The sequence below is a fragment of the Plantibacter elymi (nom. nud.) genome, from assembly GCF_900177795.1.
Lineage (GTDB): Bacteria > Actinomycetota > Actinomycetes > Actinomycetales > Microbacteriaceae > Plantibacter > Plantibacter elymi.
In genome coordinates this window covers 170,771-186,979 of record NZ_FXWJ01000006.1, presented here as the reverse complement: position 1 = coordinate 186,979, position 16,209 = coordinate 170,771, and the positions used below count along the sequence as shown (strand labels likewise).

Here is a 16,209-nt window from a genome sequence, read left to right as displayed (position 1 = left end):
ACCCGCGCTCACGTCAGCGCACCGCGCTGGCGCACACCCCAGCGGCGACGGCTACTTCGTGCGGTCGAGCACCGCGAAGCGGAAGGTGTACGTGGCGTCGAGCGTGTCCTCGAGGCCCGTCACGTTCTTCTGGGCGAGGACCGTCTCGGTGCCCTGGAGCAGAGGGATGATCGGGGCGGCGGTCGCGGTCAGCGCTTGGATCTGCTCGATCGCCGCGATGCGCGCCGCCGGGTCGGTCGCCGTCGCCTCGGTGTCGATGAGCGCGTCGACGGCCGGGTCCGAGTACCCGTTGGCGACGGACGCCCCGGTCGTCGAGTACGCCGAACGCAGGAAGTTGTCGGGATCCGGGTAGTCCGGGAAGAACCCGAGCTGGTACGCCGGGTAACCCGACTCCGGATTCAGCTCCTTCACGTAGCTCGTCCACTCCGTCGACTGCAGGTCGACGGTGAACAGGCCGGACTCCTCCAGCTGCGACTTGATGAGCGCGTACTCCTGGTCGGAGTCGGGGCCGTAGTGGTCGCTCGTGTACTGGATCGGCAGGGCGACCGGGGTGCTGACGCCCGCGGCCGCGAGGATCGCCGCGGCCTTCGCCGGGTCCGGCGCATCACCGTACGCGGTCTGGAATGCGGGCGTCGCACCCGTCTGGCCGTCGAGCACGACCGAGTACGCCGGCGCGTAGGTGCCCTTGTAGACCTGGTCGGCGATCTCCTCACGATCGACGAGCGACGCGACCGCCTGCCGGATCGCGAGCTTCTGCGCGTCGTTCGCGCCCGGCTGGGTGTTCAGGTTGAACGTGAGGAACCGCACCGAACCGCCCGGCCCCTCGACGACCTGCAGGTCGGAGTCGCTCCGGAGGTCGGCGACGTCCGTCGCGGTCAGCGAGCGGTAGGCGATGTCGACGTCGCCCTTCTCCAGGTCGAGCCGCAGGTTCGACGCCGTCGTGTACGGCTTGAGCACGACGTGCTGGGTCTTCGCGCGGGTCCCGGAGTAGCGCGAGTTCGCCTCGAGGGAGAGCAGCCCGCCCGCCTGGTAGCTGTCGACCGCGTAGGGACCGGAGCCGATTACGTCGTCGTCGCTCAGCAGCTCGTCCGCAGGGAAGACCTCTTCGTCGACGATCGGCCCGGCCATGCTCGTGAGCACGTAGGGCCAGGTCTGGTCGTTCGGCACCGTGAGGTGGAAGACGACCTGGTTGTCCTCTCCCTCCTCGACGCTGTCGAGGTTCGCGAGTAGCGGCGACGGGCCGTTGTCGGCGGCGATCTCACGGACACGGGTGAAGGAGTAGACGACGTCCTCGGCCGTGAGCGCGTGGCCGTTGGAGAAGGTCAGCCCCTCCTTGACCGTGCAGACGTAGGTGGTCGCGTCGGTGAAGTCGCACGATTCCGCCGCGTCGGGGGCGGGGACGACGTCGCCCTCGTCGTAGCTGAGGAGGTGCTGGTAGATCTGGTTCTGCGGCGTGAAGGAGCCGCGATCCCAGGCACCGGCCGGGTCGAGCGAGACGATCTGATCGGTGGTGCCGATGACGAGCGCGGTGGTCGTGGTGGTGCCGCCCTGGGCCGTGCAACCGGTGAGGGCGGCGACGACACCGAGGCCGATGACGACCGTGGCGAATCTGGCGGATCGATTCATGGAGCGGTTCCTTCGGGTGACTGCGGGGGTGCTGATGCTGATGGCGCGACGGGGACCGCGTGGGCGGCGAGCGCGAACCTCGGGTGCGGTTCGGCTCCGTCGACGAGATCGGCGATGAGGCGTCCCAGTACCGGGCCGAACTTGAACCCGTGACCGGAGAATCCCGTCGTGACGATGATGCTGTCGATCCGATCGATCACGAAATCCTCGCTGGGGCTCAGATCGTAGAGGCAGCTGATGGTATGGGGTGCGGACGCGTCGACGCCGGGCACCCATTCGGCGACGTAGGCGGTGAGCCGCGCGAGTTCCTCGGGTTCGGCGAGGCCGTCGCGTTCGTCGGGGTGGACGTGGACGGCACCGCCGTGCAGCCCGACCTTGACCCCCTCGCCCGGGGTCAGCAGGCCGTACACGCTCGACCCCTCGGCGGGATAGTGGACGAAACTCGGCCAGGCGCCGGCGGCCAGCTCGCTCGGGAAGTGCGCGGGCTGGACCTGCGTCACGACGATCTCGGGCAGCGGGCGACCGACGCTGCGAGCGAGGTCGCCGACGAGGTCGGGTGTCCAGGACCCGGCCGCGACGACCACGTGGTCGGCGACGACGTCGCCCAGCTCGGTGCGGACGACGGCGCCGGCGGCACCCGCGGTCGGATCGGTCGACTCGGCCGGTTCGACGCCCGTCACCCGCAGGCCGAAGCGCAGGGTCGCTCCGGCCACCTCGGCGAGGTCGAGCATGGCCTCGATCGCCTCGGCGGAGAACAGTCGCCCGCCGGTCGCGTGGTGGAGGACCTCGCGGTCGAACCGCAGCCCGGGCCAGCGGTCGCTCGCCTGCTCCGGGGTGAGGCGCTCCGACGCGATCCCACCCCGGGTCATCGCCGCCTCGATCGCCGCGAGTATCTCGGGCCGGCCGTGGTCGAGCGCACCGGTGAGGTCGAGCAGCGTCCGCCCGCTCGCCGATTCGAGCGCCCGCCAGGCCGCGAGCGCCTCCGAGGTCAGGGCGACGTAGTCGTCGGCGTCGTACCCCTGACGGAAGATGCGGGTCGCGCCGTGTGAGGAGCCGTGCTCGTGACCGCGCGGGTACCGCTCGAGGAGCAGCACGTCCCGGCCCTGCTCGGCCAGCGAGCGCGCAGCCGCCGCACCGACGATCCCGGCACCGATGACCACGACCTCGGCGCGCGCCGGCAGCACGGTCGGCGTCGCGTCCGCTGCCGGACCCGGCGCGGTCATCGGCCCGACTCCGCAGGCAGGCCCGACTCCGTCGTCACGCGCGTCGCTGCGGTGGCGCGCGCGTCGACCGCCCGACGAGCCGGCATCGCGGCGGCCACGGCGGCCTCGTCGGCGAACGGCCGGGACGGGAATCGACCGGGCGCGTACCGCGACGCGTCGACGAAGGGGCTCTCACCCGTGACCATCAGTTCGGCGAGCATCCGGCCGAGTCCGGGGCCGTGCGTGACGCCGGACTCGTTGTCGCCGGCCACGACGTGCAGCCCGTCGAGCTCCGGGACGGGCCCCGCGATGAAGCGGCGGTCCGCGGTGTACGACACGATCCCCTGCACGGCTTCGGCGTCGTCGACGACGGGCGCGGCGGCCGGGATGAGCTCGGAGATGATCGGCGACAGGTGCTCCCGCATCGCCTCGATGAGGTCGGGGCGGTCCGGGCGACGGTCCGCCGGGCTGTCGTGCACCGCGAGCGCCTCGTAACCGACGCCGTTGCCGTACGTGAGACCACCGAGGTGTTCCCGGATCCACAGTCCGTCGAGTTCCGGGATCATGAGGGTCGGCACCTCGCCGAGGCCGAACGGGGCGGTGGTCAGGCGGCTCGCGATCACGCGTGCGAACGGCAGCACGCGGTCCGTGGCGGCGAGGAGTTCGTTCGTCCAGGACCCGGCGGCGAGGACGACCTCGTCGCCGAGGACGCGCTCGCCGGCCGCGGTCAGCACGCCGACGGCTCGGCCACCCTCGGCGAGGAAGTCGACGACGGGCGTGTGCTCGAGGATCTCGACGCCCTCGGCCCGGGCGAGCGCCGCGAGCGCGAGTCCGGCGTCGGGCGCGCTGATCTGGATGCCGTCGGGATGGATGAACGCCCCGACGATGACCTCGGGGTCGAGACCCGGAACGAGCTCGGCGGTCTCGACGGCGGTCAGCAGCCGGGCGTCCTCGGGACGGAGCGGGTGCTCGGCGAACGGCAGCAGGTGGTCGAGCACGGCCTGTTCGGTGAGGGCGAGCCACACGTTGCCCGTGTTCCGCAGCCCGATGTCGTATCCGGACGAGTCGAGCCCGCGGTAGAACTCGAGGCCCGCCTGCTCGAGGGCGAGTTCCGACTCGTCCCAGTACCAGGCGTAGCCCGCCGCCCAGAGGCCGACGAAGCCCGCTCCCGCGGCGGTCGTCGCTCCGGCGGCGGTGCCCGACTCGAGCACCGTCACCCGGCGCCCGGCGCGGGCGAGGTGGACGGCGGTCGCCAGGCCGAACAGGCCGGCACCGACGATGACGGTGGTTGCGGGGCGTGGGTCGGTCACCCTTCGAGGCTAGTCACTCACCGTCCAGGAGCCGACCACCCCGTCGCAATCCGACACCCGCCGCATCCCTCGCCGGCGGATTCCGCGTCCCCGACTCAGGAGGTGCGCGGCGCGCCGGGCCCGTCAGCGGTCGACGCGCCGGAGCACTCCTGAGTCGGGGACGGGGGCGGAACTAGATGACGCCCTGGGCGAGCATCGCGTCCGCGACCTTCACGAACGCGGCGGTGTTCGCCCCGACCACGTAGTCGCCCGGCCGGCCGTAGCGTTCGGCGGCCTCGAAGGCGGCGCGGTGCACACCGTGCATGATGCCGCGCAGTTTCACCTCGCTGTCGTCGAAGGACCACCGCTGCCGGGCCGCGTTCTGGCTCATCTCGAGCGCCGAGGTCGCCACGCCACCGGCGTTCGCCGCCTTCCCCGGGCCGAAGAGGACGCCGGCCTGCTGGAACACCCGCACGGCCTCGGGCGTCGACGGCATGTTCGCGCCCTCCGCGACCGCGATGACGCCGTGCTTCACGAGGGCGATCGCGTCGCGTTCGTGCAGCTCGTTCTGCGTCGCGCTCGGCAGCGCGATCTCCCCCGGGACGTCCCAGACGCTGCCGCCGGCGACGAAGTGGGCGCCCTGACGGCGGGCGGCGTACTCGGAGATCCGGCCGCGCTCGACCTCCTTGATCTGCTTGAGGAGCTCGAGGTCGATGCCGGCGTCGTCGACCACGTACCCGGAGGAGTCCGATGCGGTGACGGCGGTCCCGCCGAGCTGGTGGACCTTCTCGATCGCGTACGTCGCGACGTTCCCCGAGCCCGACACGATGACGCGCTTGCCCTCGACCCCGCGGCCGTCGACAGCGAGCATCTCATCCACGAAGAACACCGTCCCGTAGCCGGTCGCCTCGGTGCGCACCTCGGCGCCGCCCCAGCCGACGCCTTTGCCGGTGAACATGCCCGACTCGTGACGGTTGGTGATCTTCCGGTACTGGCCGAAGAGGAAGCCGATCTCGCGCGCGCCGACGCCGATGTCGCCGGCCGGGACGTCGGTGTGCTCGCCGAGGTGGCGGTAGAGCTCGTTCATGAAGCTCTGGCAGAAGCGCATGATCTCGGCGTCGGATCGCCCGTGCGGGTCGAAGTCGCTGCCGCCCTTCGCACCGCCGATGCCCTGCGCGGTGAGGGCGTTCTTGAAGATCTGCTCGAACCCGAGGAACTTCACGATCGACAGGTTCACGCTCGGGTGGAAGCGCAGCCCGCCCTTGTACGGGCCGAGCGCCGAGTTGAACTGGACGCGGAAGCCGCGGTTCACCTGCACCCGGTTGCGGTCGTCGGTCCACGGCACGCGGAAGACGACCTGCCGCTCGGGTTCGACGAGACGTTCGAGGATGCCCGCCTCGAGGTACTCCGGGTGTTCGTCGAGCGCCGGGCGGATCGACTCGAGGACTTCGAGAAGCGCCTGGTGGAACTCGGGTTCGCCCGCGTTGCGCCGCAGGGCGGCCTCCGCGACGGCGTGGACGGGGTCGGTGGACATGGTGGTGCCGGTCACTGTGGTGCTTTCTGATCGGCCGACCAGGCGTCTCCGGCTGTCGCTCGACGGTGGTCGGAGGCAGTGGAGCGCGACTCGCCGGCGGGGAGGTACACGGGCCGTCGTGGGGCCTCGGCAAGCCTGGCAGCCACGATAGATATCCGTCAAACGTCGACTAGGCGAGCCGACCGGACCGGTGGGACGACGACCTAGAGGTGGTCGTGCTCCGCGACCTCGCTCGGGATGATCGGGATCGCGAGGGCCGGGAGCACGGCGACCGCGAGGAAGGCGAGCGGATAGCCGACCAGCCCGATGAGCGCACCGACCGCCGGGCCGACGACCGACGCGGCGATGAACTGGCCGGTGTTCTGCGCCCCCAGCGCCCGCCCGGCCCAGGCGGGACCGGCCATCTCCGCGACCGAGGTGAAGGCGAGCCCGTTGTCGGCGACCGTCACGGCACTGGCGACGACGAGCGCGACGGCGACCGCCACCGGCCACTGCAGCAGCCCGACACCGGCGAGGAGCAGCATGACGACGACCGCCGACACCGCCACCCAGCGCAGCGGTCGCACCCGGCTGCCGACCCGGTCGCTCAACACCCCGACGCCGATCCGACCGATCGCTCCGACGAACTGCGCCACACCGACGAGCACCCCCGCGGCGAGCGCGTTCCAGCCCTGATCGGTGACGAGCCAGACGAGCGCGAAGGTCGTGAGCGTGAACTGCGGCACGACGAGCAGGATCGACACCGCGTGGATGCGCCAGAGGAAGCCGTCGCCTCGGTAGGGGTTGCGTGGTCGCGCGGCCACGGGGTTCGGCGTCGTCTCCGTCGGGACCGGCGTCGGCGCGACGGTCCGTGGCGGATTCCGCAGTCCGATGGTGCAGGCCACGGCGAGGACACCCGTCGCGACGAGCGAGATCAGGAGCGCGGCGGAGATGCCCGACGCCGCCGCCACGGACGGCACCGTCACCGCGGCCGCCGTGACGCCGAGCGGCTGCGACATCTGGCGGATCCCCATCGCGAGGCCGCGGCGGTCCTTCGGGAACCAGCCGACGACGATCCGGCCGCTCGCCGAGTTCGTGCTCGCGGAGGCGGCGCCACCGAGGAGGAGCAGGATGCCGAGCGGACCGTAGCCGAGCGAGGGGATGAGGCCGTCCGCGGCGATCGCCCCGGCAGCGGCCAGCGCGGTGAGGGCGAGGCCGCCCGCGATGACGATGCGCTCGCCGACGCGGTCGGCCAACCAGCCCCAGGCGATGAGCGTCAGCACCATGCCGAGCGTGGGGGCAGCGGCCAGGACGCCGGCCTCGGCGAGCGACATGCCCCGCTCGGCGTGCAGGAGCGGGATGAGGAACGCCGGGGTGCTGACGAAGAGCGTCCCGGCGGTCTGCGCGGCGACGCCGAGCCCGAGGACGGTCCAGGCCCGACCGGCGTTCGGCATGGGTGGACGCGTCCCGCGCGCGGTCGCCGGGGCCACGGGGGCTGGTGTCGATCCGGTCATCGTGCCGCTTCCTGCATTGGGCGTCTCCCACTGCTAGCATGACGGTACACCATTTTGGTATACCAATCACCGCCGGCCGGATCGGGACCACGCATGAGCACTCCGACGCAGACCACGCAGCTCTACGAGCGCCTCCGCGGGGCGATCCTGACCCTCGACCTCGCGCCCGGGCAGCCGCTCACCGAGCGGGGGCTCGAGCAACGCTTCGCGGCGTCACGGACGCCCGTGCGCGCCGCGCTCACCCGGCTCGAGGCCGAGGGACTGGCGCGTCGCGACGGCCGCGGCTGGATCGTCGCACCCATCGACCTCGAGGAGATCGGCCTCATCGCCGAGGTCCGTGAGGCGCTCGAGACCGCCGGCGTCCGGCTCGCCGCCGAACGCGCGACCGAAGCGCAGCTCGCCGCGATCCGCACCCTCCTCGAGGAACCCCGCCCCGACGACGAGCACACGGTGCTCCGCGTCGGCGGCGACTTCCACGAGGAGCTCGCGGCACTGTCCGCGAACCACCTGCTCGCCGAGGGGGTGCACGGCGCGATGGTCCGGCTCGCCCGCACCCGCTGGCTCGAGGTGCGGACGCCCGAGGCCCGAGAGCAGGCCGCCACGGAGCACCGCGCCATCCTCGACGCGGTCGCGGCGCGCGACCCCGAGCGCGCGGCGGACCTCGTCGCGCGTCACATCCGCGGGACGAACGAGCGGCTCATCGCCTCGCTCACCGCCGACCAGCGTCGCCTCCGCGGTCACGGGGTCGACGTCGTCAGCTGAACCGCGGCGACACCGCGTCGGCGCTCACGACTCCTGCACCCTGCCGAGAATCCTGCTGACACGCCGTCCCCGACCAGGGATGCGGACCGACAGCAGGAGTTGCGCGCGAGTGCGGCGACTCAGTCGTCGAGCGGCTCCGCCGACAGCAGCCCACGCAACCAGTCGCGGGCCTCGATGAACACCTCGTCGTTGTAGCGGGAGTGGTAGTCGACGGCGGTGCGATCGGCGCTCGGGTAGGAGCCCAGGAAGATCACGTTCGGGCTGAAGCGTCGGAGCCCCAGCAGGGCGTCGGCCATCCGCTCGTCCTCGATGTGTCCGAGGGCGTCGATCACGAAGCGGTACCGGCCGAGCGCGTCGCCGATGGGCCGGGACTCGATGAGACTCAGGTTCACGCCTCGCGTGGAGAACTGCTCGAGCATGCCGAGCAGCGAGCCGGACTCGTCGTTCGGCAGCTCGACGATGAGGCTCGTCTTGTCGGCACCCGTCCTGGCCGGGATCTCCCGTGAGCGGCTGACGACGACGAAGCGGGTCACGGCGTTCGGGTTGTCGCCGATGTTCTCCGCGAGGACGTCGAGGTCGTAGTGGTTCACGATGCCGGGCGGGGCGACCGCGGCGTCGGCGGTCGAGGTGCCGTCGAGCAAGGAAGCTGCGGCGGCGACGTTGCTCGACGCGGGGATGTGTCCGTGCGAGGGCAGCTTGGCGTCGAGCCAGAGGTGGCACTGCCCGTAGGCGACGGGGTGCGCGTTCACGACCGAGACGTCCTCGAGGCGGGTTCCGGGGCGGGCGACGAGCACGAAGTTCACCGGCACGAGCACCTCGCCGACGATGCGGAGACCGGGCATCGTGGCGAGTGCATCCTGCGCCACGGACACACCTCCGTCGACCGAGTTCTCGATGGCGATGACCGCGGCCGTGCTGCGGCCCTCGAGGACGTCGCCGAGCGCCTCGCCGACGTTCGACACGGGCTTCCAGATCTGGCCCCTGGCCTCCTCGACCTGGCCGAGCGCCACCTCGGTGAAGGTCCCGCTCGGACCGAGGAAACTGTAGCTCCGGAGGGCGTCGTCGGCGGGTGCGGCTGGCATGCCTCCGAGCGTACCGTGTGGTTCGCGACACGCCCTTGGACGACCGTTGACTCCCATCCAGGTCACATTCGGGTGATTTCCAGGAAGATCGGGTCATTTCGACCCCGATACCCCCCGTTTTGAGCTATTCAAATCACGCCACTACCCGCCACAATGGATACAAGGGTGTATTGAGCGCTGCCGCTCGTCTCGGGAAACGAGTTCACGGCCGTTCGTCTCCCCGATCTCGATGCGTGATCCATGTCGCGCGAGGCTCCACCCGACGGGCTGAGACAGGAACAGGAGTGACGTGACGAGTGTCTTCACCGACGCCGCCCCGCGGTCCACTCCCCGACTGAATCTGGCGAGCGGCAGCGAGGCCGCGTTCAGCCTCGGCTCCTCCTGGAGCCTCCCGTCATTGTCGCTGCCGACGTGGGTGCACCGGCCGATCTCGGCGGCTCGCGCGACGCTCGTCAAGTCGCTCGTCATGACCGTCGCGATCGCCGCGATCCTGGCCGGCGTCGTCACGGTGACGCAGACCTCGACCGCCGGTGCGACCGCGATCTCCGCCGCCGACTTCGCACCGCCGGCCTCCTCCGTCCCGACGATGACGGCCGCCGCCTTCACCACCGCCTACGCCGGGGACCTCGCCGCGGCGGCGACGGCCCTCACGACGATGTCCTCATCGCAGGTCGCGCAGCTGTGGACCGAGCTCGCTCCCGGGTACCGCGCACTGCTCATCACCGGTTACCCGGCGGTCATCGGCAACCTCGAGGGCGTCGCCTACACGGACCGGGCCACGGCCAACGTCTCCCGCCTCGCCGGCCTCCTCGCCGACACCGAGGCGAGCTACCGCTCCCTGACGGCGAGCAGCGACCAGGTCGACGGGCAGGCGGACTCCTCGGTCCTCGCCACGACGCTGTCGCGCCTGGACGCGATCAAGCTGCTCGCCGACCGGTACACGCCGGACGCGATCGCCGCTCGCCTGCAGCCGGAGTACCTCATCACCTTGCAGGCGGGTGGCTCCGGACCCCCGCGGGTCGCGGTCGCCGTCGGAGACGTGGACACCGCCGCCTACGTCACGGTGTTCGTTCCCGGAATGAACAGCAGCGCCCTCGAGCTCGACGACTACCTGCGCGGGGCGAAGCGCATCCAGACCGCCGCAGCCGACAGCGCGGTGATCCTCTGGATCGGCGGACACAGCCCGAGTGCGCTCGAGGTGCCGTCGAACGACCGGGCCGTCGAGGGGGCGCCGCTGCTCGCCGGGGTGCTCGCCGGATACGACGCCGTCCGTTCCGCGCACGGCGTCGTCTCCCGGTTGAGCGTCGTGGCGCATTCGTACGGCACGGCGACGGCCTCGCTCGCGTTGGCGTCCGGCAACTACCACGTCGACGACTTCGTCATGCTCGGTTCGGCCGGCATCCCGACGGAGATCGGGATCGGCGATCTGCACGTCCCGGCCGGCCGCGTGTACGCCTCCCAGGCGAGCGCCGACACCCTCGCCGGTCTCGGGCAGCTCCTGTCCGGTCGAGCCGACCCCGCGACGAGCTCCTGGGGCGCGACCACCTTCGGCTCGGACGGGCTGACGCTCGGCGACGGCGACCACCTCGGTGCCGTCGACGGACACAACGCGGTCGGGTCGAGCAACGCCGACGACCGGGGCAAGTACCTCGGGCCGGCCACCGAGAGCCTCTACGCCATCCAGCGCATCGTCACGGGTCAGGCCGACGCGGTCGCCGACCTGACGACGCCCGGGTCGTCCCACCAGCGCACCTCCGTACCGGATGCCGCGGGCGCCGGGGCGGGCGCATCCACGACGAGCACCTCCACGACCGCCTCCGCTTCCGCATCGGCCGCGGCGCTCCTCGCCACTCGCTAGTCGACGGCCCTCCACAGGCTCCCGGAGCTTCGACCTCTCCACAGATCCGCGTCGGCTCACCCCTGCGCCGACGGGACCAGCTAGCGTCGTTGACATACCGACATACGCCTTCGTAGGCTCGGGTCATGCGAACGACCATCCGACTCGCCGACGAGTTCTACGAGGCCGTCCGCGAGCACGCCTCGCACGAGGGGAAGACCGTGACCGCCTACATCGAAGAAGCTCTGCGCGCGAAGCTGGCCGCAGCGGCCGCACCGCCCGAGCGGGAGCCCTACAAGGTCGTGCCGTTCCGCGGCGGGCGCGGGCCACGGCCGGGCATCGATCTGACGAACAACGCGCAGCTGCAGGACATCATGGACGGACTCGAGTGAAGGTTCCGGACGTCAACGTCCTCGTGGGCGCCTTCCGGGACGACGATCCGAACCACCTCGCTCTCGTCCGCTGGCTCGAATCCGCGGTGGCCGCCGACGAACCGCTCGGCGTCAGCGACAGCGTGCTGGCCGCATTCGTCAGGATCGTCACGAATCGTCGGATCTTCGATCCGCCGACGCCGCTCCCGCAAGCGCTCGAATCCGCGGACGACCTCCGGCGTGCAGACGGCGTACGACCGGTCCATCCGGGCCCATCGTTCTGGAGGCTCTTCGTCCGGTTGTGCCAGGAGTCCGGCGTCGCCGGACCTCAGGTCGCCGACGCGGCCCACGCCGCACTCGCGATCGAACACCGGGCGACCTTCGTCACGCTCGATCGCGACTTCGCACGCTTCCCCGACCTCCGCTGGGAATCGCCACTCGCCACGGGTCAAGCGCCTTCCTGACATCGGTCGTTCCTGCCAGACTGGTGCGATGAACGATCGCGCAGGTACCCCCGCCACCGAAGCAGATCTGATCGACGTCCCGTCGCTCATCGACGCGTACTACACGCTGAAGCCGGACGTCTCGATCCCCGAGCAGCGGGTGGTGTTCGGCACCTCCGGCCACCGCGGCTCCTCGCTGAACACCGCGTTCAACCAGGACCACATCGCCGCCACCACGCAGGCGATCGTCGAGTACCGCACGAGCCAGGGGATCACCGGGCCGCTCTTCATCGGCTCCGACACCCACGCGCTCAGCGGGCCGGCGCAGACGACCGCCCTCGAGGTCCTGGTCGCCAACGGTGTGCGCGTCCTGGTCGACGAGTTCGACGACTTCGTTCCGACCCCCGCGCTCAGCCACGCGATCCTCAAGTACAACGCCGAGGGCAACGGCGACCAGGCGGACGGCATCGTCGTCACGCCCAGCCACAACCCGCCGGCCGACGGCGGCTTCAAGTACAACCCCCCGCACGGCGGACCTGCCGACTCCGACGCGACCTCCTGGATCGCGAACCGCGCCAACGAGCTCATCGCCGGTGGGCTGCACGACGTGAAGATGGCGGAACCGTCTGCGGTCGAGACGTACGACTTCCGTGGCAACTACGTCGACGACCTGAAGCACATCATCAACCTCGACGCCATCAAGCGCAGCGGGATCCGCATCGGTGCCGATCCCCTCGGCGGTGCGAGCGTCCACTACTGGCAGGCGATCGCCGACCGCTACGAGATCGACCTCACCGTCGTGAACCCGCACGTCGACCCGGCCTGGGCGTTCATGACGCTCGACTGGGACGGCAAGATCCGCATGGACCCGTCGTCGCCCTCCGCCATGGCGGCACTCGTCGCACGACGCGACGAGTTCGACCTCCTCACCGGCAACGACGCCGACGCGGACCGCCACGGCATCGTCACGCCCGACGCCGGGCTCATGAACCCCAACCACTACCTCGCCGTCGCGATCGACTACCTGTACGCGAACCGGCCGGGTTGGCGCGACGACGCCGCCGTGGGCAAGACCCTCGTGTCGTCGTCGGTCGTCGACCGCGTGGCCGAGTCCCTCGGACGCCGCCTCTGGGAGGTCCCGGTCGGCTTCAAGTGGTTCGTCCCGGGTCTCGTCGACGGCTCGGTCGGGTTCGGCGGCGAGGAGAGCGCCGGCGCGAGCTTCCTCCGCTTCGACGGCTCGGTGTGGACCACCGACAAGGACGGCATCCTCCTCTGCCTGCTCGCCGCCGAGATCCTCGCCGTGACGGGCAAGACCCCCTCGGTGCTCTACCGCGAACTGACCGAGCGCTTCGGCGACCCCGTGTACGAGCGCGTCGACGCCGCGGCCTCGAAGGAACAGAAGGCGCGGCTCGGCAAGCTCGACGGCGACGCCATCACGGCGACCGAGCTCGCCGGCGACCCGATCGTCGCGAAGCTCAGTCACGCGCCGGGCAACGACGCGGCCATCGGCGGCGTCAAGGTCGTGACCGAGCACGCGTGGTTCGCCGCGCGTCCGTCCGGCACCGAGGACGTCTACAAGATCTACGCCGAGTCGTTCAAGGGCGCGGAGCACCTGAAGCTCGTCCAGGCGGAGGCGAAGCAGATCGTCGACGCCGCCCTCGGCACCTAGCTCCGCCGGCGGTCCGGGGCTCAAAAAGCGACTAGTTTGGATCTAGAAGACTAAATTGGTCTCGTGACCTATTTTTCGCGCATCGACGTAAGTAATTGGACGGTCGTACGTGCGGAAACAGTTGGCCAAAGTGAGAAGCTGTGGATCAGGGCTCCAGACGCCGATAACACGCCGTCGAATCATTGGTTGTTTAAGCCGGTTACCTTTCACGGAGCTGGGGTGCGGCAAGGAGGAGACTGGGCCGAAAAGGCAGCCAGCGCCATCGCCGAGCTCATCGGTGTTCCAGCTGCCGATGTCGAATTGGCCTCACGGGGCGGCAATGAGGGTTGCATGTCGAGGAATGTCAGAACGGCTGACTGGGACATGCATACGGGCCGTCTGTGGCTCGATGCTAATCCCGAAGTGAACTACGCAGACTCAAGAGCCCGGCTGTCTCAGCGGCGAGGTGGCGCCAGCGAGGGACATACCCTTGAATCGATCCGCCGGGCCCTCGAGGAAGTTGCCGCTCCCCCTGCTTTCACCGTGCCCTCCATGGACGCCATGGACGTCTTCGTAGGGATGATGCTGCTCGATGCTCTCATTGCCAACCGCGACCGGCACGAAGAGAACTGGGCTGTCTTGGTGCCGTCGGTGGGTGACGGCACAGCGCGGCTCAGCCCGGCATACGACCAGGAAGGCAGTCTCGGCTACCAGCTTGACGACTCCTACCGGTCCGCGGTGCTCTCGGGGGCACGTTCGGGAGGGGTCATCGGCTGGGTCGGGAAGGGTACAGCTTGGCGCTACAGCACCCCACCGGGTACGCCCGAGGTTAGTCTTGTCACAGCAGCGCTGCTCGCGGGCATGGATCGGACCCCAGCGGTCCTGGAGTTCTGGATGGACCGCGTAGAGTCACTGAACCGGGACACGGTGACGGACCTGTTCTCAAGGTTCGATGGGATGTCGGACGTTAGCCGTAGGTTCGCAGTAGAAGTTGTGATGACCAACCAGGAGAGGATCCGCAATGAGTACCGCACCATTGTCGCGTGAACGTGACGACACGACGGCGAACTCGGAACGAGACTCGACACAGAAGCTCGTCGTCACCTGGCAGCACCCTCATACCCGTGATGTCTCGCCGGTAGCAATCCTGACTCAGGATCCGTCTGGCTACCGATTTGAGTACCTGTCTCGCGCCAGCGCCGTTCCCGGCTTCCGATCCTTATTGGGCTTCCCCGACTTCGAGCGCGTTTACACATCTATCGAGCTGTTCCCACTATTTGCGCAACGAGCCATGGATCCGCGGCGACCCGATTACTCTCGCTACGTAGACGACCTAGGGTTGGGCGACGACGCGACGCCGTGGGAACAGATAGCTCGGTCAGGCGGGACCAAGGAGAGCGACACCCTGCAGCTCTTCCCGGTACCGCGCTTCATCGACGGCCAATGGCGATGCCATTTCCTCGTGAGCGGCATGCGGTACATGATGTCCAAAGAGGTTGTCGTGCACGGGCAGCCCATTCCTGTTTGCTCGGAGCAGGATTATGAGGACCGTTTGGCCAAACTGAAGACAGGAGACGAGGTCTCTCTGCATCACGAGGAGGCTAATGCCTCCTCCGATCATGCACTCCTCGTGCTTACCGCTGGGGAGCTACCCCTGGGATACGCTCCAGACTGGCTCGCATCCGAGATCTTCGAGTTCTCCAACCAGGACGTCTTGGACTTTTCCATTAGCAAGATCAACCCGATCGAAGCAGGCTGGCACATGCGTCTAGTTGTGGAAATGGATGCCGCCTTGCCGGCTGGCTACCGTTTCTTCGACGGATCCAATTGGACACTTGCGTCACAGCGATAGCGCTGGAGTACCTCGAAACTACCGCACGCGGGTGGCGCGACGGCAAATCGACCGGCTCGGGGAGCGAACCCCACTCGTCGAGCCCGTCGCCTCCGCCTGAGCCTGTCGAAGGACGCACTTCGACAGGCTCAGTGACCGACTTCCCGGACCCTGAGCGGTGCCGGTCCCTGCGCCGACACCCGTTCCCTGAGCCTGTCGAAGGGCTAGTTCAGGTACCCGGGAGCCGTCGGGAGCCCGAAGAACTCCTCGAGCGTCGTGACGCCCGTGTTGTGCATCTCGGTCGCGAGCGGCACGCCGATGTAGCGGTAGTGCCACGGTTCGAACGAGAAGCCGGTGACGTCGACCTTGTCGGCCGGGTACCGCAGGAGGAATCCGAAGCGGTAGGCGTTCGCGGCGAGCCACTGACCCTCCGCCGTGTCGCCGAAGCAGGTGTTGAGCGAGCAGTTGCCGCTCTCGGCACCGATGTCCATCGTCCAGCCGGTCTGGTGCTCGCTGTAGCCGGGGCGTGCGGTCGTCGAGTCGTCGGGTTCACTGTCGTACACCGACACCTGACTCGAGTAGCTGCGGTACGCACTGTTCGACGCGAGCGACAGGCCGGCTTCGGCTGAGGCGGTGTCGAACAGCTGCACGATCGAGGCGGCGGCCTCGGCACGCAACAGCGGATCCCAGGTGTGGGCGACGGGGACGGACACGAGGTCCGGTGGCGTGTAGTCGACCGGGTTCAGTGGCCGGGTCTTGTTGACGACCACCCATGGGCTCAGCGGGTCGTCGATCGAGTAGGCGGCCTTGTCGAATGCGGGCGGGGCGGGGGGCGCGACCGGAACCGTCTCCGTCGGCGTGGGCGTGGGGGTCGGCGTCGGGGTGACGGACGGGGTCGCGCTCGGCGTCTTCGTGGCTGCGGCCGGGGTGGGTGTGGCGCCGCCGGCGATGTTCACGACGAGCACCACGAGCAGGATCGCGAGCGCGGCGGCCAGGACGCTCAACGCGATCACGCGGTTGCGTCGGACGCGCCGCGAAACCGGGCGTCGGTGGGAGGGCTGGTGGGCTGCGGTCACACGTCGAGCCTAACC

At 69.7% G+C, this 16,209-nt stretch carries 14 protein-coding genes; 7 read left to right on the top strand and 7 right to left on the bottom strand.

Features of this window, described 5'->3' with window-relative positions:
- Positions 1-51: 51 nt before the first annotated feature.
- The 5 genes from CCK91_RS18490 to CCK91_RS18470 form a co-directional block, all read right to left on the bottom strand.
- A complete protein-coding gene (locus CCK91_RS18490; RefSeq protein WP_086475280.1) occupies positions 52-1,626 on the bottom strand; it encodes an ABC transporter substrate-binding protein in 1,575 nt (524 codons plus the stop codon).
- Positions 1,623-2,849, bottom strand: a complete 1,227-nt coding sequence (locus CCK91_RS18485) for an FAD-dependent oxidoreductase (protein ID WP_086475279.1) — start codon at positions 2,847-2,849, stop codon at positions 1,623-1,625. Before CCK91_RS18485 ends, CCK91_RS18490 begins: the two co-directional genes overlap by 4 nt.
- Positions 2,846-4,138 carry an NAD(P)/FAD-dependent oxidoreductase gene (locus CCK91_RS18480; RefSeq protein ID WP_086475278.1) on the bottom strand — a complete coding sequence of 431 codons (1,293 nt, stop codon included), beginning with the start codon at positions 4,136-4,138 and terminating at the stop codon, positions 2,846-2,848. Before CCK91_RS18480 ends, CCK91_RS18485 begins: the two co-directional genes overlap by 4 nt.
- A gap of 172 nt (positions 4,139-4,310) precedes the next feature.
- On the bottom strand, positions 4,311-5,651 hold the full coding sequence (gene gdhA / locus CCK91_RS18475; protein WP_086475359.1) for an NADP-specific glutamate dehydrogenase: 1,341 nt from the start codon (positions 5,649-5,651) through the stop codon (positions 4,311-4,313).
- Positions 5,652-5,854: 203 nt separating this feature from the next.
- Positions 5,855-7,144, bottom strand: a complete 1,290-nt coding sequence (locus CCK91_RS18470; protein ID WP_369821918.1) for an MFS transporter — start codon at positions 7,142-7,144, stop codon at positions 5,855-5,857.
- A gap of 93 nt (positions 7,145-7,237) precedes the next feature.
- Between CCK91_RS18470 and CCK91_RS18465 the strand changes: the two genes are divergently transcribed.
- On the top strand, positions 7,238-7,906 hold the full coding sequence (locus CCK91_RS18465) for a GntR family transcriptional regulator (protein ID WP_086475277.1): 669 nt from the start codon (positions 7,238-7,240) through the stop codon (positions 7,904-7,906).
- A 119-nt stretch (positions 7,907-8,025) separates the two neighbouring features.
- On the opposite strand, the gene pheA is transcribed toward CCK91_RS18465, so the two are convergent.
- Complete coding sequence (gene pheA / locus CCK91_RS18460) at positions 8,026-8,988, bottom strand: prephenate dehydratase (RefSeq protein WP_086475276.1); 963 nt, start codon at positions 8,986-8,988, stop codon at positions 8,026-8,028.
- A 289-nt stretch (positions 8,989-9,277) separates the two neighbouring features.
- On the opposite strand from pheA, the gene CCK91_RS18455 reads away from it, so the two are divergent.
- The 6 genes from CCK91_RS18455 (at position 9,278) to CCK91_RS18430 (ending at position 15,139) form a co-directional block, all read left to right on the top strand.
- Positions 9,278-10,846 (top strand): alpha/beta hydrolase, encoded by a 1,569-nt coding sequence (locus tag CCK91_RS18455; protein WP_086475275.1) that lies wholly within the window; start codon positions 9,278-9,280, stop codon positions 10,844-10,846.
- A 125-nt stretch (positions 10,847-10,971) separates the two neighbouring features.
- Entirely contained in the window at positions 10,972-11,217 is a 246-nt protein-coding gene (locus CCK91_RS18450; RefSeq protein ID WP_086475274.1) for a ribbon-helix-helix protein, CopG family, read from the top strand.
- Entirely contained in the window at positions 11,214-11,660 is a 447-nt protein-coding gene (locus tag CCK91_RS18445) for a TA system VapC family ribonuclease toxin (protein WP_086475273.1), read from the top strand. The genes CCK91_RS18450 and CCK91_RS18445 overlap by 4 nt, the downstream gene beginning before the upstream one ends.
- A gap of 28 nt (positions 11,661-11,688) precedes the next feature.
- The gene (pgm, locus tag CCK91_RS18440; protein ID WP_086475272.1) at positions 11,689-13,308 is read left to right on the top strand and encodes a phosphoglucomutase (alpha-D-glucose-1,6-bisphosphate-dependent); all 1,620 of its coding nucleotides are present in this window, start codon (positions 11,689-11,691) and stop codon (positions 13,306-13,308) included.
- Positions 13,309-13,371: 63 nt separating this feature from the next.
- On the top strand, positions 13,372-14,334 hold the full coding sequence (locus CCK91_RS19760; protein WP_165767093.1) for a HipA domain-containing protein: 963 nt from the start codon (positions 13,372-13,374) through the stop codon (positions 14,332-14,334).
- Positions 14,309-15,139 (top strand): hypothetical protein, encoded by an 831-nt coding sequence (locus CCK91_RS18430; protein WP_133060045.1) that lies wholly within the window; start codon positions 14,309-14,311, stop codon positions 15,137-15,139. The genes CCK91_RS19760 and CCK91_RS18430 overlap by 26 nt, the downstream gene beginning before the upstream one ends.
- Positions 15,140-15,342: 203 nt before the next feature.
- Here the strand turns inward: CCK91_RS18430 and CCK91_RS18425 are convergent, their stop codons facing one another.
- On the bottom strand, positions 15,343-16,194 hold the full coding sequence (locus CCK91_RS18425) for a M15 family metallopeptidase (RefSeq protein WP_242664615.1): 852 nt from the start codon (positions 16,192-16,194) through the stop codon (positions 15,343-15,345).
- Positions 16,195-16,209 lie beyond the last annotated feature (15 nt).

What these genes read in the sequence shown, in the direction of transcription:
- CCK91_RS18490 (WP_086475280.1), bottom strand. Translation starts at nt 1,626, where the DNA reads ATGAATCGATCCGCCAGATTCGCCACGGTCGTCATCGGCCTCGGTGTC.
- CCK91_RS18450 (WP_086475274.1), top strand. Translation starts at nt 10,972, where the DNA reads ATGCGAACGACCATCCGACTCGCCGACGAGTTCTACGAGGCCGTCCGC.
- pgm (WP_086475272.1), top strand. Translation starts at nt 11,689, where the DNA reads ATGAACGATCGCGCAGGTACCCCCGCCACCGAAGCAGATCTGATCGAC.
- pheA (WP_086475276.1), bottom strand. Translation starts at nt 8,988, where the DNA reads ATGCCAGCCGCACCCGCCGACGACGCCCTCCGGAGCTACAGTTTCCTC.
- CCK91_RS18485 (WP_086475279.1), bottom strand. Translation starts at nt 2,849, where the DNA reads ATGACCGCGCCGGGTCCGGCAGCGGACGCGACGCCGACCGTGCTGCCG.
- CCK91_RS18470 (WP_369821918.1), bottom strand. Translation starts at nt 7,144, where the DNA reads ATGACCGGATCGACACCAGCCCCCGTGGCCCCGGCGACCGCGCGCGGG.
- CCK91_RS18430 (WP_133060045.1), top strand. Translation starts at nt 14,309, where the DNA reads ATGAGTACCGCACCATTGTCGCGTGAACGTGACGACACGACGGCGAAC.
- CCK91_RS18465 (WP_086475277.1), top strand. Translation starts at nt 7,238, where the DNA reads ATGAGCACTCCGACGCAGACCACGCAGCTCTACGAGCGCCTCCGCGGG.
- gdhA (WP_086475359.1), bottom strand. Translation starts at nt 5,651, where the DNA reads ATGTCCACCGACCCCGTCCACGCCGTCGCGGAGGCCGCCCTGCGGCGC.